This window comes from Sulfitobacter sp. R86518 (genome assembly GCF_042466275.1).
Taxonomy (GTDB): Bacteria; Pseudomonadota; Alphaproteobacteria; order Rhodobacterales; family Rhodobacteraceae; genus Sulfitobacter; species Sulfitobacter pontiacus.
On sequence record NZ_JAXHCA010000005.1, the window covers coordinates 613842 to 635641 of the forward strand.

Sequence of the window (21800 nt, forward strand, 5' to 3'; positions counted from 1 at the left end):
CATTTATGCGAATAATGCGGCTAAGCGGGTAAAAGCTGCAAACTTTTGTAAGATATGGGGAATTTGGGATGATTGACGCGATAGACCGGAAAATCCTGCATCACGTGCAACGCGACAATCTGCTTACCAGCGCGCGCCTTTCCGAACTGGTCGGGCTGTCGCAAACCTCGGTCCAGCGGCGCCTTGCGCGGTTGCGTGCAACCAAGGCGATCGAGGCCGATATCGCCGTCGTCTCGCCCGAGGCCGTGGGCCGTCCCCTGACCATGCTCATCGCGGTGGAACTGGCGCGGGAACGGTCCGATATCATCGACCGTTTCAAGCGGGCGGTGCGGGAGCGGGCAGAAGTGATGAGCGCCTACTACGTGACCGGAGAGACGGACTTTATGCTGATCGTCAGCGCCAAGGACATGCAGGATTACGAGGCGTTCACCCGCGATTTTTTCTACAACAATCCCGATATCAAAGGGTTCAAAACCACCGTGGTGATGGACCGGATCAAGGCGTCATTCACCTTGCCGGTCTGATCACCACAATGGGTTGGTGGGCTAGGCGCTTTCTGCCTGCTTTTGCGACCATTCGGGCAGCGGAAAAAGCGTGTCGTAGATCAGGTTAAACACATAGGAATAAACGAGGTAGAATGCCGCCAGTGCGATATCCAGCACGAAGGCATCCCACAGGCTGATCCCCAGATACCACGCGATGAAGGGCAGCAGCACCATCAGCAGCCCCGCCTCGAACGCCAGCGCGTGCAGCACCCGGACGATGCGCGATTTCAGGGTGGTTCCAGTCAGCCGTTGCAAGGCCAGGTCGAAAAGCACGTTATAGCCAAGGTTCCAAAGCGTCGCGAGCGTGGCACTGACAATGCCCACGACACCAAAGTCATGTAGGGGCACGTCAAACAGGATCGCGCCAGCGGGGATCACAAGGATCAGCGCGATGATTTCAAAACTGATGGCGTGGCGAAGACGGTCAAATGCAGAGCGCATGTTATACCTCATTGAAGGGCCGGGTCGTCCCGACAGTTTTCCATTCAGGGGAGGTCGTCCTCACACTGCCATAGGTGGCAAAACCGCACGGCTTTTTCAAGAGCAATCGGGCCGCCGCCCTTTTTCCGAACAGTCCCGCGGGGCATCCGGCACTCTGGCGTTCTATCGATACAAATCGATTTGCTTGAATATACATCATTGCGTAAAATACGGCGGATACATGGGCCCACTGCTGGAGTAAGGGCACCGTAAGAGTATGATACGAGTGGGGTGCAAGTAATGGGCGATCGTACCACTGGGGCGGCGCAGACGCGGCTGTCGACAGGGACGTCTGGTTTGGATGATGTGCTGTGTGGCGGGTTGACCCCGCATCGGCTGTATCTTGTCGAGGGGACGCCGGGGTCCGGCAAAACAACGCTTGCGTTGAAGTTCCTCATGAATGGTCGCGAAAATGGTGAGCGCGGGCTTTATATCACGCTTTCCGAAACGGTTGATGAGCTCACGGCTGTCGCACAGTCCCACTCCTGGACGCTAGACGATATTGATCTGTACGAGCTGGTCGCGGAAGACGAGTACAGCTCTGATCGGGAGCAATCCTTACTGCACCCAAGCGAAGTCGAACTCGGGGAAACCGTGCGTGGTATCATCAATCTGGTGGAAGAGAATAATCCGACCCGTGTCGTTCTCGACAGCCTGTCAGAGCTGCGCTTGCTGGCGCAGAATCCGCTGCGCTACCGTCGTCAAATCCTGGCGCTAAAGCACTTCTTTGCGCGGCGTAATTGCACGGTCTTGATGCTGGACGACCGCACGGCTGAACCGGGCGATCTACAGCTTCACTCCATCGCGCATGGCGTCGTCTCGCTTGAACAACTGGCCAATGATTTCGGGTCGGAACGGCGCCGGTTGCGTGTGATCAAGATGCGCGGCCTGAAGTATCACGGCGGCTATCACGATTTTACCATCGAAAAGGGCGGGCTGTGCGTCTACCCGCGCCTGATCGCGGCGGATCACGCGCGCGATTTTTCGGCTGATGCGGTGACAACGGGGCTGGACGAGCTGGACGCTTTGCTGGGCGGGGGGCTTGTGCCCGGCACCAACGCGCTGCTGGCCGGTCCTGCTGGCGCGGGCAAGACAACGACGGCGGTGCGCTGCATGCTGGCCGCGCTGAACCGAGGCGAGAAAGCCGCGTATTTCCTGTTCGACGAGCGGCTGTCGACGTTGCTTACCCGCTCGCGGGCGCTTGGCATGGATGTGCAGCCGTTCATCGACAACGGGCAGTTGGAAATCCGGCAGATCGATCCGGCGGAACTGTCGCCCGGTGAATTCGCCAGCGCGGTGCGCACCTCGGTTGAAAAAGACGGGGTAAATGTTGTCGCGATCGACAGCCTCAACGCCTATTTGCACGCCATGCCAAGTGATAATTTCCTTGTGCTACAAATGCATGAACTGCTCAGCTATCTCGCGCAGCAGGGCGTGGTGTCGCTGATGATCCTCGGGCAACATGGTGTCACAGGGGAGCTGCGGACCGACATCGATATCAGCTATCTTGCCGATACCGTCATGATGCTGCGGTTTTTCGAGGCCGAAGGCGAAGTGCGCAAATCCATCGCGGTGATCAAGACCCGTACGTCTGACCATGAACGCAGCATCCGTGAATTCAAGATCGACGCGACTGGTATCGTGATCGGCGAACCTATCCGCAGTTTCTCGGGTGTGTTGTCAGGGACGCCGGTGTTCACGCAGCGCACAGACGCGCTTTTGCAGCTCGATCCTCAAACCAGCGACGGTGCCAAGTGACACCACAAATGGCATCGTCATCCGAGCCAGAGACCCCGGATGATGCGCTTTTGGTCTCTGTCGGTATTCTCGCGCCACGCGGACGGGATGCGGCTGTCGCCGGGCAGTTGCTCGACCAGCATGATATTGCATCGACATCCGTCGCCTCCCTTGGGGAGCTTGCAGGCCTCATCGGGCGGCAAATAGGCGCGGTTTTGGTGACCGAAGAGGCGCTGGCAGGCGTCGGGGTCGATACCTTGCAAGAGGCGTTGGCCGCGCAGCCCCCGTGGTCGGATGTCCCGTTTATCGTGCTGGCCAATGGCACGTCCTCCAGCCGCAGCAACGACGCAGCGGCAAGGATTGACCAGCTAAGCAACGCGGTGCTCTTGTCGCGCCCGTTGCACGCAGAGGAGCTGGTACGCTCGGTGCGCTCCGCGCTCAAGGCGCGGCGGCGGCAGCATGAGGCGCGCAAACATCTGGAGCAGCTTGAACTGCGGGAACGTCAGCTGTTCGAGAGTGAGGCAAAGTTCCACGCGATTGCGAATTCGGTCGATCAGATGATCTGGTCCACTTTGCCGGACGGGTTTCACGATTATTACAACGACCGCTGGTATGAATTCACCGGTGTGCCCGAAGGATCGACCGACGGCGAGGGCTGGAACGGCATGTTCCATCCCGACGATCAGGAAAAAGCCTGGGCGCGTTGGGGTCACAGTCTTGAGACGGGCGAGCACTATGAAATCGAATATCGCCTGCGGCACCGCACGGGGCAGTATCGGTGGGTGCTGGGGCGTGCCCAGCCTGTGCGCGACGAGGCCGGACGGATCACGCGCTGGTATGGCACCTGCACGGATATACACGAGATCAAGGTCGCCGAAGAACAGCGGCAGTTGATGCTGGGCGAGATGAACCATCGGGTGAAAAATACCCTTGCGATGGTCAATGTCATGGTGTCGCAGACGCTGCGTCAGTCCGAAAACCTGAAGGATGCGCAGGTCGCTATCCAATCGCGGATTGGCATGATGGCGCAGGCGCATGACCGTTTGATCAAGGCCGCATGGGCACAGACCCGCATCCTCGAGGTGATCGAGGCCGCGTTGGCCCCTCATCGGACGGGTGAGGGACGGTTCGCGATAGAGGGGCCGGACGTGCCCATCGGGTCCAAACAGGCGCTGGCCTTGACGATGGCGTTGCACGAACTATCGACCAACGCCACGAAATACGGCGCTTTGTCCGGTGACGGGGGCGACGGCAAGATTGCGGTGCGGTGGAAGGTCGCTCGGGCAGGCGATGGGGCAGAGGAGTTTCACCTTAGCTGGACCGAAAGCGGCGGCCCATTGGTGACATCGCCAAGCCGCAAGGGCTTTGGCAGCCGGATGATAGAACAAGCGCTTGCCGGATATTTTAACGGATCGGCGGAACTAAACTACGCGCCAGAGGGTTTGAGCTTTATGCTACAAGCTCCACTGGCAGGTTTGACGATCTAAGAATGGTGCTCTGCAAGCCCATTGATCATTAATGAAAGCTGTCCAAACGTGGATTATCAGAACCTACCCGCCGTGCTGATCGTAGAAGATGAACCGCTGATCCGTATGGGGGCCGTCGATATGATCGAAGAGGCCGGCTTTAAGACCTATGAAGCCGGATCGGCCGATGAAGCCATAGAAGTGATGCAGACGCATTCTGATATTGGCATCCTATTTACCGATATTGATATGCCCGGCACCATGAACGGGCTCAAACTGGCGGCCTATGTGCGCACAACCTGGCCTCCGGTGGTGATCATGATCGCATCGGGCGTGATCGAGCTTGACGAAGCGGACGTGCCAAGCGGGGCTGCCTTTGTGCCCAAGCCCTATGCCACGAACCATGTGACCAAGATGTTGCACGAAGCCACAGGGCAGGTGGGGGCCTGATCTTGCGGTCACAGGCGTCTGGCTGCACGAATTCCCCGGATCAAAACTGGTAGAATGCGGCAGCTGCACTAGCTCAGTCACAACCCCGACATGTCACGTGATTTCGTGACGCCGGAATGGAGAGTGATTTGAGCAAACTACGATACCTCGCGGGTCTGATGGCCACCCTTTTGATCTTTGCGGCACCGCTTTGGGCGCAGGAGGAAGAGGAGGCCTGCGATACCGCCCGCTGGTATTGCGTCGAGGCATTGAACAGCGGTCTGCCCGCAGTCACGCCGGAAATCGACCGCGAAACACCCCGTGCAACGATGGAAAGCCTTGTGCGGGCCGTGCGCCGCGATGATTGGGTCGGTGCCGCGCATCTGCTTGACCTGTCCGATATTCAGCAGGATCGCCAGCAGGACGTGGGGACATCGCTGATCCGACAGCTTGAAACCGTGATCAGCCGGAAAACTGTGATCAACTGGGACAACCTGCTGGACCGGCCCGATGCGCTGGATGCGACATCCACCTTCTGACACGGCGATGGCGGGCACGCCGCGCAAATCGCTGTTGCTGTGGACGCTTGATATGGACGACTACCCCGCGTCCATCCGCCTAAACCGGATCAAGCCCGAAGGGGGCGACCCTGTCTGGGTGTTCTCGCGCCACACGGTGCAGAATATCCCGCGGCTCTACACCCGTTACGGGCCGGGTCGGCTTGAAACCATGCTGCCCGATGTGCTGACAGAAAACACGGTCGTTGATCTTGCGCTGTGGGAACTCATCGGCCTGCCGGTGCTGATCGCGCTGGCGATCTACGTGGCGCGACTGGTCTGGTTGCTGACGGGGTGGATCGCGGAGCGTGTGCCGTCGCAGCTGGCGCGGCAGATATTCCGATCGGTGCGCGGCCCCGCCTGCGTGGGCGTGTCGACCCTGTTTGTGATGGTGGTCGAGGCCAAGATTTTCTCTTTCTCGGCAGAGCTTACGACAGTGCTGGTCCCGACCGCATGGCTGGGGCTGATCGGGGCGGGGCTATGGTTTGTGGTCAATTGCGTCGAGGTTATCCTGGATCACCTGACGCAGGTCGAGGAAACCGATCTGACCCTCAAGGAAGAGGTGCACAAACGTACCACCGCAACGCGGATCTCGGCGGCGCGTCGGGTTTTTGTTGTAGCTGTCGTGCTGGTTGGCGGCGGTATATTCCTGTCGCAGACCAATGTGTTCCAGAACCTCGGGCTGACATTGCTGGGGACAGCTGGGGCGGTCACCCTTGTCTTGGGCTTTGCCGCGCGCAGCATATTAAGCAATATCATGTCGTCGTTGCAGATCGCCTTGAACGGATCAGCCAAGATCGGTGACCGTATCGTGTTCAACGACGCGCTATGCCACGTGGAGCGGATCCATTTCACCTATGTGCAGTTGCGCGACTGGGATGGCACGCGGCTGGTCGTGCCGGTGACCGAATTCGTCTCTACCCCGTTCAAGAACTGGACCATGCAGGAGCCGGAAATGTTGCGCATCGTTAAGATCAAACTGTCTCACACCGCAGATGTGGATGCGTTGCGAGACGCTTTCGACAAGGTGATCGACGCGCTGGATGAGAAATACGTGGGCAATCGGGATGATGTATGCGTGCGGGTCGCGGGGCAGGACGTACTGGGCAAGGACGTCTGGTTCCTCGTGCCCTGTGCCGACCCCAACACCTCGTGGGAGGCCGCCTGCGACGCGCGTGAAGGCATCATGGCAGAGATCCACAAGCTCGCCGAGAAAGAGGGGGTCGATTACTTCCCCCAAGCGACCGCGGCAGAGGCGAGCTGAAGTCGCGTAACGGTTTGTTGAAATAGGCTAACATGAGAAAAGCCCCGCTGATCCAGCGGGGCTTTTGCACATTGGTTGGGGGCTACGCCCCAACTGCCGCAAACTTAGGCCGCGGCTTTGTTCACGCCACCTGTCGCGATGTCTGTCATGCGGCGGTCACCGTCATAGGTCTGGTCCAGACATTCCTGCAGGATGGCACCGTCTTCGTCTTTGCCCAGACGGTTGGCAAAGGCGACAAGGCAGCCGTATCCGGCCAGCGCGTAATGCACCATGCGCTGATACTGCGTGATGATCATGGCGTCGCGCACGTCGTCGTCGCCGAAATCCTCTTCCAGCGCGTGGGCCTTCGCCTCGGCCACAAGCCCTTCCATCCCTTTGCAGTGTTCACCAGTGGGCGAAATACCGTGGGCATTGCAAATCTCGGCAATCTTTTCCATGCCGTCGCTGATGCCGTTCGATCCGGCGATCAGAGCTTCGGAAAGCTCTTTATCCTTGGCGGCACCGCCCAGGGCGACGACCACATCCAGCGACTGTTTATTCGCGCTGTACAGGTCTTGGAGTTGGTCATGGTACACGTCTTTAAGGCTGTTCATCGGCATATCGATCTCCTTTGCGATGTGATTTGTATTCCCTGACCAACGCGGCGATGCGCCAATGCGTTCCACGCTGTTTGCGTGCTCGGCGGCTCCGCGCGTACCTTTATATGCACCCCAAAATCACACCCGTTCCGACCCAAGTTTTATCGTCCCCAAGGCCGGAAGCGGGGAACGAAATTCAACTCTGACGGTTGGGTCTTCAATAACAGGAACGTGACAAAAAAGGAGAAATTGAATGCATGGAATTTTCTACCTCATCGGCCTGATCGTGGTCGTTCTCGCCGTTCTCAACCTCATCGCCTAACAAAAGGAGCGCATCATGACTGATACGAAAAATAGCAATCCTGCCGGCGCGCAGGACCTGAATGAAAAAGTAAAAGCCACCGCCGCTTCCGCTACGGATGAAGCCAAGGCGCGGGCGAAAGACGTGGCCGACACCGTTGCCTCCGATGCTGCGCGCTATGCAGACGAAGCCAAAGGTGCCGCCGCGAGCGAAGTCAAAGGCGTGGCCAGCGCATTGCGCACCGCCGCCGACGAACTGCGCAGCGGGTCGCCGCAAGAACGCACCTTTAGCCAGCTTGCAGACGGGCTTGCGGATGCTTCTGACTCCATGCGTGACAAGGATCTGGGCGAGATGGTCGGCGCGGTAACTGACTTTGCCAAACGCAACCCCTTCGTCTTTTTGGGCGGGGCTGCCTTGGTCGGCTTTGCCGCGACACGGTTTGCCAAAGCGTCGAACACTGGCGCACGCGGCGAACGCTATGCCTACGAGGGCCGCGAGATGGAACGCCCCGTACCGGCAGAGCGCGCGCATAACCTTGATACAGGTGATGTCGCCAGCCCCGCCGTAAACACCACACCAAAAGGGAGCACAGTATGACCACCGATCCCAATAAATCCACCGGCAGCCTGCTGAGCGATGCGCTGACCCACGTCAGTTCGCTGGTCCGCAGCGAGGTCGATCTGGCCCGTGCCGAAGTAAACGAAAATCTGAAATCTGCTGGTGCGGCCATCGGTCTGATCGTCGGCGCTGTCGTTGTTGCCCTGACCGCATTGAACGTGTTGTCCGCGGCATTGGTCGCAGCCCTCACCGAAGCAGGCATTCCTGCGGGGTGGTCAGCCCTTATCGTTGGCGTTGCCTTTGCACTGATCGCCTATGTGATGGTCAACAAAGGGACCAATGCGCTAAAGCTCAGCAGCTTGGCACCGACCCGCACCACCAAAAACGTAAAACGTGACGCGCAAGCCGTGAAGGAGGTTTACGATGACAAGTAATAACCGCAGCCCCGAAGAAATCGAACGCGAGATCGAGCGCGAGCGCGCCGGACTGACCAGCACGCTGGATGATCTGCAAGACAAGTTCTCGGTCGAAACCATCGCCCGCCAATTCTCGGATCAGTTCCGCGAACACGGGGGAGACATCGGCCGCTCTGTCACCGATGCGGTAAAGCGCAATCCGATTGCGCTGGCGCTGACCGGTGTTGGTCTCGCGTGGTTGATGGCCGGCGACAAGATGCCTGGCCGCGACCGCTATGTTTCGCGCGATGATCGCGATTATCGCGACACCCGCGGGCGTGCAAACTATTACGGTGTCCGCCACGACGACCACGACCTTCCGGTCAGCGCAGAACAGCATGGCGTTGTTCCAGTGGGCCAGCGTCGTGATCTGGGGCCACAGCCCGGCGATCCGTCCAAACCCTATTACTCGGGCGATGTTGCGCGGACGGGCGATGTGCCCTCATGGGCGCTTACCGAAGATGATGATCAGCCCGGTATCGCACAGCGTGCAGGCGACGCGGCATCGCGCGCCGGTGACCGTGTCTCGGGCGCGGCGTCCAGCGTAGCGGGCTCCGCACAAAACGCAGGCGCGGCCGTGGCGGACAAAGCCAAGGGTGCCGCAGGTGCGGTGTCTGATGCTGGTCATTCCGTCGCATCGGGGGCCCGCGACTTTGCATCCTCCGCTTCCGAACGCGCAGCGCAGTTGCGCCGCCGTCTGGCCGAGGGCACCGAAGACCTGTCAGAGCAAGCCCGCGAGCGCGTCATCGCCGCCCGTGAAAGCGCCGTTCGCGCCCGTGCGAGAGCCGCCTCCTATGGCCGCGAGGGTCGGGATCGTGCCGTCGATATGTACGAAGAACAGCCCCTGATCGCCGGTGCGCTTGCGCTCGCCGTTGGGGCCGCCATCGGCGCCGCACTGCCCCGCAGCCGGACAGAGGACCGCTACATGGGTCAGCATAGCGACCAGTTGATGGCCGACGCTGAACGTATCTTCGCCGAAGAAAAGGCAAAGCTCGGCAAGGTTGCTCAGGCGGCCTCTGACGAGGCGAAGAAGGTGTTGCGCGAAACCAAAGAGGACGCGGACGCCGCGGCCCCGGGTGATACAGCGGCAGACGCGATTGTCGAGAAGGCCAAAGCCTCCGGCCAACGTGTTGTCGACGCTGCCGAAGCCGAGGCTGATAAACAGGGTGTCGGAGACGTCAAGAAGTCCTGAGTATCTGCAGATGACTGACAAAAGCCCGCGCTTCATCGCGCGGGCTTTTTTTGTGCCTTGTTGCTGGCGAACGGGGCGGAGGTTACCACGACCGCCCCACGGATCGGGATTGGTCGATGCGCTACCTGCGTGCCGGATATCTTGCCGAGAAATGGCCAAACACAGACAAAAGCCCACAAAAAAAACCGGCGCAAGCTTTCGCCGCGCCGGATGCTTTGTTTGCGGATGCAGCCGGTTACATCTCTGGCAGGCCCGACAGGATCTTGTCCATCGTCGCGGGCAGGTCACGCACCCGCACACCGCAGGCGTCGTAGATCGCATTGATGATGGATGCGCCTGCGCCGCAGATGCCCAGCTCTCCGATGCCTTTGGCCTGCATGGGGTTCGCCCAAGGGTCACGTTCCTGCACGAAGTTCACGGTCAGCTGTGGCACATCAAGGTTTACCGGCACGTGGTATTCAGCCAGATCGTTGTTCACCAGATGGCCGTCGCGTTTGTCGAACATCAGTTCTTCGGTCAGCGCCATGCCGATGCCAAAGGTCATGCCGCCCAGACATTGCGAGCGCGCTGTCTTGGCGTTCAGGATGCGACCGGCGGCGAAGCTGCCGTGCATCCGGCGCACGCGCGTCTCGCCGGTCACGCTGTTCACGCCAACCTCGGCAAAGAAAGCACCGAAAGTGGCTTGGCGACGGTCGGTCTGGGTGTCACCCTTCTTGATCGTGCCCTTGACCGTGAGCGGGCCATCTTTGGTGAATTCCGGCAGATCGGCGCGACGATTGTTGGCGGTGGCGACACCATCTTGCAGGGTCAGGTCGCGTTCCTCTACGCCCATAGCTTCGGCGATCTTTTTGCGCAGGGCTTCGCAGGCGACAAAGACCGACCCGCCCGAGGATGCGGCCCCCCAGCTGCCACCGGATCCGGCGGCTTTGGGCAGGCTGCTGTCGCCCAAACGCACTGTCACACGGTCCGAAGGCACGCCGAGCATTTCGCCCGCAATCTGGGTGAGGATCGCATAGGTGCCCGTGCCGATGTCGGTCATATCGGTCTCAACGAGCAGGCTACCGTCCTGGTTCAGGGTCACGCGGGCGTGGCTTTCGCCCAGCATATTGACGCGGGTGGCAGAAGCCATGCCGTAGCCGATCAGCCATTCACCGTCTGTCTTGCCAACCTCGCGGCTGTCCCAGCCAAAGGTCTTGGCCCCATCATCCAAGGCCTCGGCCAGTTTGTGGGACGAGAATGCGCGCCCGTCTGACGGGTCGACATCCGGAATGTTGCGTTTGCGCAATTCGACAGGGTCGATGCCACTTGCGACCGCCAGTTCGTCCATCGCGATTTCAAGCGCGGTGATCCCGACCGCTTCCCCCGGCGCGCGGACGGAGCCTGCACACATGCGGTTGATCCGCTTGATGTGCATCCCGATCTCGCGGTTCTCTCCGCGGTACAGGAATGGCGTGGCCTGGGCTACCGGCTCTGCAAAGCTTTCGTCCATCAGTTGCGACACGGTGGAATCGTGGCCGATACCGGTCATGCGCCCGTCGGCATCCGCGGCGAGCTTGATGTGCTGCACGGTCTCGGACCGACGCATTGTCGCCTCTAGCACCTGCTGGCGCGTCAATACGACAGCCACCGGTGCCCCCAGCTCGCGCGCGGCAAGCGCCGCGGCCACGGCCTCGTGGCTGATCCCCAGTTTGGAACCGAAGCCACCCCCCACGAACGGGGCCAGAAGATGCACATTCTCTGGGTCGATCCCAAGAGCGTCGGCCAGTTCGTTCACATTGTATTTGAGCATCTGGTACGACCCGCGCAGGGTCAGCTTGTCGCCGTCCCATTGCGCGATCGCGGCGTGGGGTTCCATTGCCGACGAGCTATGCCCGCCGGTGCTATAGGTTTCGTCCACGGTGTAGGCGGCTTGCGATAGGGCGGCGTCCAGATCACCTTGGGAGGATTGTTTTTCCTTCGGTGTCTCGATCTCTGCCGTTTCCAGGTCGGTGACCGCATCGTCGGGCGTGATCTGAAGCTCGACCATATGGGCCGCATGGCGGGCCTGCTCGAACGTATCGGCGACGACCAAACCCACGGGCTGACCGACATAGGAGATCTTGCCGTCCGGCTGCACCGGTGCTTCGTTCGCGGTGCCTTGTGCGGGATTACGCAGGAAGGTCTTACCGTGGAACACACCGCGCACCCCATCCAGCTTGCGGATCGCCTCGGCGTTCAGGCCGGTGACCTGACCGCCCGCGACAGTGGCACGCACCAAGACGCCGGTCATCATGCCCGCGGGCTGATCCTCATGCGCATAGGTGGCGCGGCCTGATACTTTCAGCGGGCCGTCAGGGCGGTCCATGCCAGTGTGGATCAACCCCTGAACCGTGGCATCCAGCCGGTTGCGGTCATCGGGTTCATCCATCGTCAGTTCGGCGGTCGAAATATTGCTACCGTCGGTCATTGCTGTACCCCCGTGAGTTCCTTGAGTGTGGCGATGAGCGTGCGCCGTGCCAGCGGCACCTTGAATGCGTTGCCTTCTTTCGGTGCGGCCTCCGCGACCAGAATATCGGCAGCTTTGCCAAACACCTCACGCGCGGGTTCTTGCCCGATCAACGCGTCCTCGACCGCCGGATCGCGCCAAGGCATTGAACCGATACCGCCGCAGGCAATCGCGGCTTGGGTGATCTTGCCATCCGTCACCTTGATCCGCGCCGCGACCGATACCATCGCAAAGGCGTAGGACGCGCGGTCGCGTACCTTGCGGTAGGTCTGGCGACCCTCGGCGGGGGCGGGGAGGATCACGGCGGTGATCAACTCGCCGGGTTGCAAGACGGTTTCGACGGCGGGGTCGGTGGGGATCAGATAGAAGTCGGACAGCGGCACAGTGCGGGTCACACCATCGGTGGTCTCGATCTCGACCTCGGCCCCTAACATCTGCATGGCCACCGCCATATCGCTGGGGTGGCTGGCGATACATTCGTCGGTCACACCAAGGATCGCGTGCAGACGGTTCGCCCCCTCCATCGCACTACAGCCGGAGCCGGGGTCGCGTTTGTTACAGGGCTGATCGGTGTCGTAGAAATAGTAGCAGCGGGTACGTTGCAGCAGGTTGCCACCCGTGGTCGCCTTGTTGCGCAACTGGCCGGACGCGCCCGCCAGCAGGGCGGAGGAGAGTGCGGCATAATCCGACCGTACCGTCATATCCGCCGCCAGATCAGAATTGGTGACCAAAGCACCGATGCGCAGCCCGCCGTCGCGGGTTGGGGTGATTTGTTTGAGGTCCAATCGCGAGATGTCGACCAGCCGGTCCGGGGTCATCACCTCCAGCTTCATAAGGTCCAGTAGATTGGTGCCCCCGGCGATGATCGTGGCATCTGGGGTGCCGGTGACATCGCTATTGGCACCGGCGCGGATGTAATCGAACTGTTTCATGACTGCCCCTTCGCCGTTTCGCGGATCGCATCGACAATGTTGGGATAGGCGGCGCAGCGACAGATATTGCCGGACATCCGCTCTGATATCTCGTCGTCGGTCAGCTCGGGCGAGGCTGTCAGACTGCCGGATACGTTAGAGGGCCAGCCGGCTTTGAACTCTTCGAGCATGGCGGTGGCTGAGCAGATCTGACCCGGTGTGCAATAGCCGCACTGGAAACCGTCGTGTTTGACAAAGTTCTGCTGCATGTCGGACAGGTTGCGTTCGTCGCCCAGACCCTCGATCGTGGTGATCTCGTCGCCGTCGTGCATACAGGCGAGCGTCAGGCAGGAATTGATGCGGCGGCCGTTGACCATGACGGTGCAGGCGCCGCATTGGCCGTGGTCGCAGCCCTTTTTGGTGCCGGTGAGGTTCAGGTGATTGCGCAGCGCATCCAGCAGCGACGTGCGGGTGTCGGCGTCAAGACTATGGTCTTCGCCGTTAACGGTCAGTGTCGTCTTCATGAGGAGGGGGCCCTTTGTCTTGTGACATCTATGAAGAAGAACCCCCGCCAGCGGGTCAGGGTTCCGCTATGGGAAGGTTGCTTTCGTCGTTTGGCGTTAGGGCGGCCTCTGCCACGTCGTCGCGGGCGCGGCCCAGTAGCCAGTCGCGGACATGGGCGGCACCGCTTGGGGAGCCTTGCCGTGGGGACAAAAGGTAAAACCCGCTACCACCGCTCAATGCGCCTTCGATCGGTTGCACCAGCCGTTTCGCACGCAGATCACGCTGGACAAGAAACCGGTTGGCAAGGGCGATCCCCTGGCCAGCAAGCGCCGCATCAAGGCTAAGCGTCGTCTGGTTGAACCGCAGACCGCGCGCCGTCGGGACATCGCGCCCAAAGACCGTTTTGATGAACTGCGGCCAAAGATCGTGCGTGTCATGCAGCAGTGTCGCCTCTGCGATACCTGCCGCGTCCATCGGCGTGTTCAGCGCTTCTGCCAAATGGGGGGCGCAGACGGCGACGATCTGCTGCTCGAACAACAGATCAGCGCGCAGGCTCGCCCCGAACGGCGGATTGCCCTGCCGCACGGCAAGGTCGATTCCATCCGCGTGAAAGCTGGACACTCTTTCGGTCGCGGTGATGCGCAGATCGATGCCGGGGTGAGCTTGGGTAAAGGCTGCCAGTCGCGGGATCAGCCATTTCGACGCAAAGGTGGGGGTGACACTGATCGTGACGTGGGACGGCGCGGTGCGCAGCGCATCTGTTGCATCGGCCATTTGGTCGAAGGCGCGGGCAATCGCGATGTGATAGGCGCGACCTTCTTCGGTAAAGGCCAACCCGCGCGGCTCTCTGAGGAAGAGACGCAGGTTCAGATGGTCTTCTAGCCCGCGCACCTGTTGGGCCACGGCACCTTGGGTCACGCCCAATTCATCAGCTGCGGCGCGAAAGGTAAGATGGTGGCCCGCAGCTGCAAAGGCGCGCAGCCCGTTCAGAGGGGGGAGGTCGTTCGAGGTCGGCACAGTAGAAATCCTATCGTCATGCAGCAGTATGTCTGGCTGGTCGAAGCGTTGCAAAGGGCTTACCTGCGTTGAAGCAGACGCGATAGCGCTGTTTAACACATAAAGGAGGCAAACGTCATGAGTGTAGAAAAAGTAGCGTTAATCACAGCGGGCGGTAGCGGCATGGGGGCAGGGGCTGCCAAAAAGCTTGCCGCCGATGGGTTCAAGGTCGCGATCCTGTCGTCCTCTGGCAAAGGCGAAGCACTGGCCAAAGAGCTTGGCGGCTTCGGTGTCACCGGCACCAACCAGTCGGTTGATGATCTGGCGCAATTGGTCGATGGCGCTATGGAACGATGGGGGCGCGTGGATGTGCTGGTGAACTCGGCCGGTCACGGACCCAAGGGCGACATCTTGGAGATGACGGATGACGACTGGCATCAGGGCATGGACGTGTACCTGATGAACGTGATCCGCCCCACGCGACTGGTGACCCCGATCATGGCAGCACAGGGCGGCGGCGCGATCATCAACATCTCTACCTTCGCGGCGTTCGAGCCCGACCCTCTGTTCCCCACATCGGGCATTTTCCGCGCGGGGCTTGCAGGGTTCGCCAAGCTTTACGCCGATCAATACGCAGGCAAGAACATCCGCATGAACAACGTCTTGCCGGGGTTCATCGACAGCCTGCCCGAAACAGACGACCGCCGCGCGCGCATCCCCATGGGCCGGTATGGCACCGAGGCAGAGGTCTCCTCCCTCATCGGGTGGTTGGCGTCCGACCAAGGCGGCTATGTCACCGGTCAGAACTGGCGCATCGACGGAGGGCTGACCCGTGCCGTCTGATCTGATTGCCTTGCGCAGCAGCACCCGACTTGCGTTCTGGATCAAATGGGCCGCATCGATCGTGCAGATCCTCGGCTACGCCGCAACGGGATTCGGCTGGACGCCGTGGAACCTCTATCTGTTCATCGTCGGCGTCATCGGTTGGTTCATCGTAGGCACCCTGTGGAATGACAGGGCGATCATGCTGATCCACCTTGTCGCACTGGGGTCGATGATGGTTGGCATGGCCAGCCAATAGCGCGTTTGGCATCGCCCCTGCTGGCCGCATCGCCACCTGAGTATGTGAAGCCGTTTGGGACATGCCTGCTACACAGACTTCAGAACCCACCCCAAGGGTTCTTTATGCTGCCGCTCGGCCACCTTGGGTGGCTGGGCACGGCAGGGACCTCGAGGGGGGCGGGTGCCCCTGATCTCTCTCGCGTGCCTTATCGCGACCAATGCCTATCCCCGGCAGCTCTCATCATCTCTGTCTCCGGTCGAGAACCAAGATTAACCTGCTTGAGTATCGATCACGCTGGGGCGGAAACGGGGGCAATAATACCGCCACCGGATGGGCCGGGTGCTTATGCTATTCATCTAAAGTGAAGTGGCTGGGATGGTAGGATTTTCTGCCATAATATCAGTATCTTGATAACATTTTGCGGTTTGTCTGGATTGTTGTTGTGAGAATAGGTTTGAGTCGAATGTGTGTCACAGTCAAGCATGTTGGCCGTCATCCGCTATCACTCTCGTTGTAGACGGGGTGTTAGATATGCGGTGACGGCTGAACGCTCGAGGTCAGCGTTAGCGAAACCAATCCTCTCAGGGGGAAAAAGTTTAACAATCTCGGGTAGCGGTTCTCATGGGAAACGCAATTCTGCCAAACACGATACGCTAAAGTGGGCTTGCCGTATCGCTCAGGGAACCAAGTCAGATATCGCATCATAACAGTAGTCTGAAATAGCACCGCTTGTCGTCAGCCATATCTGGTCTTGGTACGAAGCGATATGAGACAGTGCCCGGCGTAAGTGTCTAAGCCTATAGGGCTGTCCGACCAAATAGGGATGCAAAGCGATGCCCATGACAAGTGGTTGCCGCGAAGACTGTTCAAGCATTTCGTCGAAGTTATCGATGATCATATTCGCGAATTCGGCCGCACTATCCTTGCGTGCGACTATAGAGGGAATGTCGTTGACCTCTTGCGGATAGGGGATCGACAAGAGACGACCGTGGCGTGTTTCCATCCAAACAGGTTGATCGTCCATGCACCAGTTTAGCGTGTATTTGTACCCGGTCTCTGAAAGTAGATCTGGCGTATTCAAGCTTTCCGAGATCCATGGAGATAGCCAGCCCATTGGCTGTTTACCTTCGGCATCGTGGAGGACTTTCGTAGCTTCGGAGATCAGCTCGGCTTCCCTCTCCGTCGTCAGGTCGCTTTGACGTTCGGAATTCGTTCGCCCGTGTCCAACGATCTCGTCACCGCGCGCGCTGAAAGAGGCCATGAGGTCTGGTGCGTATTCATACATTTCACTGTTGGCGAGCACACTGGCAGGCAGCCCTAATGCATCAAACAACTCTAACAGCCGCCATGCACCAACGCGGTTGCCATAGTCGCGCCAAGCGTAGTTTAGGACATCTGGTTGCGGGCCCCCAGGTGCCAGTTCGGCACCAAGTCCAGAGCCAAAGGAAAAATGTTCGAGATTGAGTCCTATGTAGACTGCAAGCCGTTTGCCTTCAGGCCAGCTGTAGTCGGCGCGTTTAGAGATTGGAGAGTAGTCGTATCTACCATGATGAGGGAGCATAATTCAGAGTTCCGCTTCCGCTAAGCCAGCCTTGTGCAATATTATTTCGGCACTGTCGTTCCAGACGTCGGTGCTGACAACCTTGCCGTGGCGAACAACGAACTTATCCAAATACCGGTTCGTTTCGAATGTGGTCCCGTCCTTCCACGCCCCGTAAAGATAGCCGGTGTTGTAGACATGAACGTCCCCTGTCGCCTCGTCGAGCGCGGCATCGGTGCGTAAGAATTTCTTCTTGACCCAGTCATATCGTTTTGCGTTGAAGGCGGCGCTCTCTGCGGGGCTGGCGAAGATGCGTCCCCCGGTAAACACCAATTTGAAATCGTCACTGACATAGGCTGCGGCCCCTTCAGGATCTGGCACCATCGACCGTTCAAGATAGCTTTCTACAATTGCTTTTGCTACGGCTACAGGGTCTGTTTGCTGGGTCATGGCGGTAACTTTCATCTTAATTGGGGTAGGGGTGCGCGCAGGTCGCGCGGCAGAAGCTTTGCACGACAGCGGATGCTGCTGCGTTCATTAAACGTGTTTGAGCGTTTGTCTCATTCAGCCGTGTAGCGGCATCCGCGGCGCGTTTAGCAAGGCTTGGCTCGTCGAGGGTCAGCACGCGGTCATTGGCGAATACATACTCACCCGCAATCATCACTTCGCGCAAGCCAGCACCGTTTTCTGCAAACACAATCTGGTCGAGCGGGGTACGCAGTGGCGTATAGTGGCAATAGCCCGCATCCAAGAACAGCATGTCCGCGGCCCATCCTTCGGCGATCATACCAACATTCTTGAGCCCCATAATCCGCGCGCTGCCTGTCGTTGCCATGGCAAAAGCATCACGGGTGGATATCCATTCTTCGCTGTTGCTTGTCTGTGACCGACTTAGCGTCGCCGCAAGACGCATGGCTTCGAACATACATTGGCCGTCACTGGTATTTGAAGCATCCGTTCCGACCCCCAGAGACACACCGCTGTCCATAAGTATTCTTACGGGTGCAATACCAGAACCAAGCCGAAGGTTACTAAGGGGGTTGTGGCAGATACAGGCGTCGTGGGCCGCAAGGAGGTCGGCCTCTGATTGCGATAGCCACACACCATGCGCGCCGCTGAATCGCGGGCTTAGCACCTGTAGATGATCCAGACGTGCGGTAAGGCTGGTGCCATATTTCTGATGTGCGATGACCTGTTGCAGTCGCGTTTCAGCCAAATGGGTTTGCAGCGGTATTTCATGCTGTGCGGCAACGTCTGCGCACGAGGTAAGAAAAGCATCTGAACAGTGCAGCGGGATCGTTGGTCCTATCCCGGGTCGGACACGTCCATCTGGTATGGGCCAAGTCGCGAAAGCCTCACTGCATACTGCGATAATGTCTTGCCAGTCCGGCATCGACAAGGCGACAACGATGTCACGCAGGGGCTGGTCAAATTGCTCCAGCAGCCCGGGCAAGGCCTGATAGATGGTCTTGTCTGCGATCATAGGGGCAACGACTGCGCGTAAGCCTGCACCTTGATACGCCTCGGCAACCGCATGGATACCTTCAACTGTCGGGCCTGGTAGTTCTATGAACAGGTCAAAGCAACTTGTGCAGCCTTTGCGGATCAACTCAGCTGCCGAAAGTTCTGCTGCGAGGCGCAGATCATCGGTACTTCGTGACGCATTCAGCCAAGCTGATCCCGCAAGGAACGGTTCAAGCGTCATGTCACCAGCGACGCCACCACGCCCAAGCGCACCGTGTGAGTGGGTGTGGCCGTTCACGAGACCGGGAATAATAAGGCGGTCGCTGACATCAATGCGCTTCGCATCTTCCGGGCCGTCGCCGTCTGCGAGTAGGGCCGTAATTATGCCATCCGTCACAAGGATCGAAACGCGCTCGAAGGTTTCATTCTTAACAAGAACGAGCCCACCACTGAGCAATAACCGATGCTTGGACATATAGAGTTCCGCGAACAAGTTGGTGGGAGAAATTTTCAGGATACCTCACTGCGGCAGGCGATCACCTGCCGCAGTGAGGCGAAGCGTTAGTTAATCGTTGTCTCAAAGCGGCGCTCATCAACCGAAGGAAGGAAGGACCGGTCAAAAATCTCTGAAGCTTCAGGCAGACGCTCCAGATCATAGCCCTTCGCGACGATCTCGATCGAGCGGGTCAGACGCTCGTCTACAAGATCACCCATGCCGATGTCCGTGACTTCAGGGGCGTTCATCAGATTAGTCAGCGCAAATTCCAACCGCGCGCGTTCCAGGTCGGCATCCACCAGATTGTCATATGCCATGATCGCCTCGACCGAACTGTCTTGATTGGCGGACACCTCCATCGTAGCTTTGTTCACCGCGCGCACCAGCCCTGCAACGGCTTCGGGGTTTTCGGCCAGAAGTTCACGCGACACCATCATGCCGTTGGAATACAGATCCATGCCGTAGTCTTCGAAGTTGAACCAGTTGTAGTCATTTGCCGGGTCTTGGCGGTTTGCAATCAGGTTGAACCAGCTTGTCGAAGTGAACACGAACGCGCCATCGATATCCCCGCGGATCATCATCGGTTCCTGCAGGTTAGGTGCCATGTTTTCTTGGGCGACTTTATCAAGGTCAATGCCGTTGATTTCGGCGAAAACAGGGAAGAGCCGTGTCGTCGGCGTGCCCTGAGCGCCCCCAAGTGTCTTGCCTTCGAAATCTTCAGGATTTTCGATGCCTGCCGTCTTAGGTGTCACAATCGCGAAAGGGGGACGATTCCACAGTTGATAGACCATGACAGGTGCCTCACCCGGGCGTGCCGCAGCATTCTGAATGATTGCGTTGATGTCGCCAAAACCTGCGTCATAGGCACCACCCATGATCCGCGTCACGGTCGCAGCCGAGCCTTCGCCCTGGTCAATGGACACATTCAGCCCTTCGTCTTCAAAGTAACCCTTGTCCAGCGCCAGAAGGAAAGGCGCATCAGAGCCCTGCGTTTTCCAGCCCAGGGTGAACCGGATGTCGGTCATTTCGGCAAACACTGGGGCTGCGCCAGCCATTAGCGCGAAGGTGGCACCCACGAGAACATTCTTCATTTTCAGCTTTCCTTATTTCGATGAGGGGAGGGTTGATTAGGGCATTGCGATGTCATTGCCGCGGGTTGCCCATCCTGTGACGCGCCTTTCGAGAAGCGAAAACAGGGAGTAGAGGGCCACACCAAGCAGAGCGAGAATGATCAGCCCTGCGAAAACAAGCGACACTTGGAAGTTCGATGAGGCGGTCATCATCACGTTCCCGATCCCGCGGTTGGAGGCCACGGTTTCGGACAGTACGGCACCAACAAAGGACAGCGTGATCGCAACCTTCAGCGCCGCAAAGAAGTAGGGCATGGTGCGCGGCAGCCCGACATTCCACAGAATTTCTCGCTTTGACGCGCCAAGCGTTTTCAGCACGTCTTCAAGGTCGGGTTCTGTTGTCGCAAGTCCAGTGGCGATATTGACCACAATCGGGAAGACGCAAATGACCATTGCGGTTAGTACCGCTGGTGTCGTGCCCGATCCGAACCAGAGCACAAAAATCGGGACTACTGCGACCTTAGGAATGGATGAAAAACCAACCAGCAGTGGCGAAGCGACGGCGTAGGCGACTTTGGATGTACCCACCATGACACCTAAGGCTGTTCCAATCGCGACACCAAGAACAAAACCGGTGAGCGTTGAATACAACGTCTGGAGGATGTGGGGCACCAAAATCGGGAACTTGATCCACAGCGTCACGAGGATCTCGGACGGGCGCGGCAGAACAAGGTCAGAGACATCCAGCAATACGCAAAGAACCTCCCATATCAGAAAGAAGCCGAAGATCAGGGAAAAGGACAGCATTCTGATGCGATTTTTCTCGGTCATAGCACTTATCCTATTTACGGACCTGTGCGATCAGCTCGCGCAGGCCTTGGGTCATTTCGACAAATTCGGGGCTGTAAATCATGCCAATGTCCCGGGGCTGCGGGATGTTGACGGGTTCGTCTGATATGACCCTGCCGGGTCGTGCACTCATCACGCAGATACGTTTTGCCAGAAAGCCGGCTTCGCGAAGATCATGTGTGACCAGTAACACCGTCGGTTTGCGGTCCAGATACAAGTCTTGAAGGATTTGCCAAAGTTCTTCGCGCGTGAACTGGTCCAGCGCTCCGAAGGGTTCATCAAGCAGCAACAGATCGGGTTCGTGGATGAGGGCGCGACAGAGGTTTGATCGTTGCAACATTCCGCCGGACAACTGCCATGGATAGTGATTAGCAAAATCCTGAAGGCCGACCTGTTTTAGCAAACGATGTACGCGGTCTCGGTAAGCCCCTTTACGATCCTTGTGGAATGTCGCCTTGAATGGAGCCACGATCTTGAGCGGCAGCATCACGTTCTGCTCGATCGTTAGCCACGGCAGCATAGTGGGGTTCTGGAACGCCATACCGATGCGCAGTTGTTTGGCTGAAGCTTCTCGCCCGCCAACAAGGACTACACCAGACGACGGCTGTATCAGATCGCTGACCAAGCGTAGGATAGTAGACTTGCCGCAACCAGACGGGCCGACAAGCGCCACGAAATCACCTGCATCCATTTTCAGAGAGGTCGGTGACAGTGCTGTAACAGCAGCATCTCCCTTGCCGAAAACAACAGACGCCGTCTGTAGTTCCACTGCGTAGCGATATGGCACCGACCCTGCTTGAAGGGGGGTGCCGGTGCTTTGTTCATGATGATTTAATATGTTCATGCAGTCATCAAACTGC

Annotated in this window: 23 protein-coding genes; 11 read left to right on the forward strand and 12 right to left on the reverse strand. The window is 58.9% G+C overall.

From position 1 onward, the window contains the following. The first annotated feature begins 68 nt into the window (after positions 1–68). Positions 69–524, forward strand: a complete 456-nt coding sequence (locus tag SJY36_RS03810; protein WP_005852003.1) for an Lrp/AsnC family transcriptional regulator — start codon at positions 69–71, stop codon at positions 522–524. Positions 525–545: 21 nt separating this feature from the next. On the opposite strand, the gene SJY36_RS03815 is transcribed toward SJY36_RS03810, so the two are convergent. Continuing rightward, the gene (locus tag SJY36_RS03815; RefSeq protein ID WP_009826279.1) at positions 546–986 is read right to left on the reverse strand and encodes a PACE efflux transporter; all 441 of its coding nucleotides are present in this window, start codon (positions 984–986) and stop codon (positions 546–548) included. Between the two features lie 279 nt (positions 987–1265). Between SJY36_RS03815 and SJY36_RS03820 the strand changes: the two genes are divergently transcribed. The 5 genes from SJY36_RS03820 (at position 1266) to SJY36_RS03840 (ending at position 6478) form a co-directional block, all read left to right on the forward strand. Beyond that, positions 1266–2783, forward strand: coding sequence for an ATPase domain-containing protein (locus tag SJY36_RS03820; protein WP_386173079.1), 1518 nt, complete (start codon positions 1266–1268; stop codon positions 2781–2783). An 8-nt stretch (positions 2784–2791) separates the two neighbouring features. Beyond that, a complete protein-coding gene (locus tag SJY36_RS03825; protein ID WP_386173081.1) occupies positions 2792–4249 on the forward strand; it encodes a sensor histidine kinase in 1458 nt (485 codons plus the stop codon). A gap of 48 nt (positions 4250–4297) precedes the next feature. Beyond that, positions 4298–4678: a response regulator gene (locus tag SJY36_RS03830; protein WP_037954204.1), complete on the forward strand. Its 381-nt coding sequence runs from the start codon at positions 4298–4300 to the stop codon at positions 4676–4678. Between the two features lie 128 nt (positions 4679–4806). Then, entirely contained in the window at positions 4807–5196 is a 390-nt protein-coding gene (locus tag SJY36_RS03835) for a hypothetical protein (RefSeq protein WP_386173083.1), read from the forward strand. After that, positions 5177–6478: a mechanosensitive ion channel family protein gene (locus SJY36_RS03840; protein ID WP_386173085.1), complete on the forward strand. Its 1302-nt coding sequence runs from the start codon at positions 5177–5179 to the stop codon at positions 6476–6478. Before SJY36_RS03835 ends, SJY36_RS03840 begins: the two co-directional genes overlap by 20 nt. Before the next feature lie 104 nt (positions 6479–6582). On the opposite strand, the gene SJY36_RS03845 is transcribed toward SJY36_RS03840, so the two are convergent. Further along, the gene (locus tag SJY36_RS03845) at positions 6583–7077 is read right to left on the reverse strand and encodes a ferritin-like domain-containing protein (protein WP_386173087.1); all 495 of its coding nucleotides are present in this window, start codon (positions 7075–7077) and stop codon (positions 6583–6585) included. A 316-nt stretch (positions 7078–7393) separates the two neighbouring features. On the opposite strand from SJY36_RS03845, the gene SJY36_RS03850 reads away from it, so the two are divergent. Genes SJY36_RS03850 through SJY36_RS03860 form a run of 3 tightly spaced genes read left to right on the forward strand, consistent with a single transcriptional unit; the run spans position 7394 to position 9562 of the window. Continuing rightward, complete coding sequence (locus SJY36_RS03850) at positions 7394–7954, forward strand: hypothetical protein (protein WP_009826285.1); 561 nt, start codon at positions 7394–7396, stop codon at positions 7952–7954. After that, positions 7951–8349, forward strand: a complete 399-nt coding sequence (locus SJY36_RS03855; RefSeq protein ID WP_005852019.1) for a phage holin family protein — start codon at positions 7951–7953, stop codon at positions 8347–8349. Before SJY36_RS03850 ends, SJY36_RS03855 begins: the two co-directional genes overlap by 4 nt. Next, entirely contained in the window at positions 8339–9562 is a 1224-nt protein-coding gene (locus SJY36_RS03860; protein ID WP_386173090.1) for a DUF3618 domain-containing protein, read from the forward strand. Before SJY36_RS03855 ends, SJY36_RS03860 begins: the two co-directional genes overlap by 11 nt. A 235-nt stretch (positions 9563–9797) precedes the next feature. Here SJY36_RS03860 and SJY36_RS03865 read toward each other — a convergent pair whose 3' ends face one another. The 4 genes from SJY36_RS03865 to SJY36_RS03880 are packed head-to-tail and all read right to left on the reverse strand — an operon-like array spanning position 9798 to position 14479. Then, positions 9798–12008, reverse strand: coding sequence for a xanthine dehydrogenase family protein molybdopterin-binding subunit (locus tag SJY36_RS03865; RefSeq protein WP_386173092.1), 2211 nt, complete (start codon positions 12006–12008; stop codon positions 9798–9800). Further along, on the reverse strand, positions 12005–12979 hold the full coding sequence (locus SJY36_RS03870) for an FAD binding domain-containing protein (RefSeq protein WP_386173094.1): 975 nt from the start codon (positions 12977–12979) through the stop codon (positions 12005–12007). Before SJY36_RS03870 ends, SJY36_RS03865 begins: the two co-directional genes overlap by 4 nt. Beyond that, positions 12976–13482 carry a 2Fe-2S iron-sulfur cluster-binding protein gene (locus tag SJY36_RS03875; RefSeq protein WP_005852029.1) on the reverse strand — a complete coding sequence of 169 codons (507 nt, stop codon included), beginning with the start codon at positions 13480–13482 and terminating at the stop codon, positions 12976–12978. The genes SJY36_RS03870 and SJY36_RS03875 overlap by 4 nt, the downstream gene beginning before the upstream one ends. A 55-nt stretch (positions 13483–13537) precedes the next feature. Beyond that, positions 13538–14479, reverse strand: coding sequence for a LysR substrate-binding domain-containing protein (locus SJY36_RS03880; RefSeq protein ID WP_386176436.1), 942 nt, complete (start codon positions 14477–14479; stop codon positions 13538–13540). Between the two features lie 117 nt (positions 14480–14596). Here SJY36_RS03880 and SJY36_RS03885 point away from each other — a divergent pair, with 117 nt between their 5' ends. Then, positions 14597–15301 (forward strand): SDR family oxidoreductase, encoded by a 705-nt coding sequence (locus SJY36_RS03885; protein ID WP_386173096.1) that lies wholly within the window; start codon positions 14597–14599, stop codon positions 15299–15301. Then, complete coding sequence (locus SJY36_RS03890; RefSeq protein ID WP_009826291.1) at positions 15291–15539, forward strand: DUF6552 family protein; 249 nt, start codon at positions 15291–15293, stop codon at positions 15537–15539. Before SJY36_RS03885 ends, SJY36_RS03890 begins: the two co-directional genes overlap by 11 nt. A gap of 658 nt (positions 15540–16197) precedes the next feature. On the opposite strand, the gene SJY36_RS03895 is transcribed toward SJY36_RS03890, so the two are convergent. The 6 genes from SJY36_RS03895 to SJY36_RS03920 all read right to left on the reverse strand — a co-directional run bounded on the left by SJY36_RS03895 (position 16198) and on the right by SJY36_RS03920 (position 21784). Beyond that, entirely contained in the window at positions 16198–17082 is an 885-nt protein-coding gene (locus tag SJY36_RS03895) for a polysaccharide deacetylase family protein (RefSeq protein ID WP_386173098.1), read from the reverse strand. Positions 17083–17085: 3 nt separating this feature from the next. Continuing rightward, the gene (locus SJY36_RS03900; protein WP_386173100.1) at positions 17086–17511 is read right to left on the reverse strand and encodes a nuclear transport factor 2 family protein; all 426 of its coding nucleotides are present in this window, start codon (positions 17509–17511) and stop codon (positions 17086–17088) included. Between the two features lie 16 nt (positions 17512–17527). After that, on the reverse strand, positions 17528–19000 hold the full coding sequence (locus SJY36_RS03905; protein ID WP_386173102.1) for an amidohydrolase family protein: 1473 nt from the start codon (positions 18998–19000) through the stop codon (positions 17528–17530). An 86-nt stretch (positions 19001–19086) separates the two neighbouring features. Continuing rightward, positions 19087–20112 (reverse strand): ABC transporter substrate-binding protein, encoded by a 1026-nt coding sequence (locus SJY36_RS03910; protein WP_386173104.1) that lies wholly within the window; start codon positions 20110–20112, stop codon positions 19087–19089. 36 nt (positions 20113–20148) lie between these two features. Next, the gene (locus SJY36_RS03915) at positions 20149–20922 is read right to left on the reverse strand and encodes an ABC transporter permease (protein ID WP_386173106.1); all 774 of its coding nucleotides are present in this window, start codon (positions 20920–20922) and stop codon (positions 20149–20151) included. A gap of 10 nt (positions 20923–20932) precedes the next feature. Continuing rightward, complete coding sequence (locus SJY36_RS03920; RefSeq protein WP_386176438.1) at positions 20933–21784, reverse strand: ABC transporter ATP-binding protein; 852 nt, start codon at positions 21782–21784, stop codon at positions 20933–20935. Positions 21785–21800: the final 16 nt, after the last annotated feature.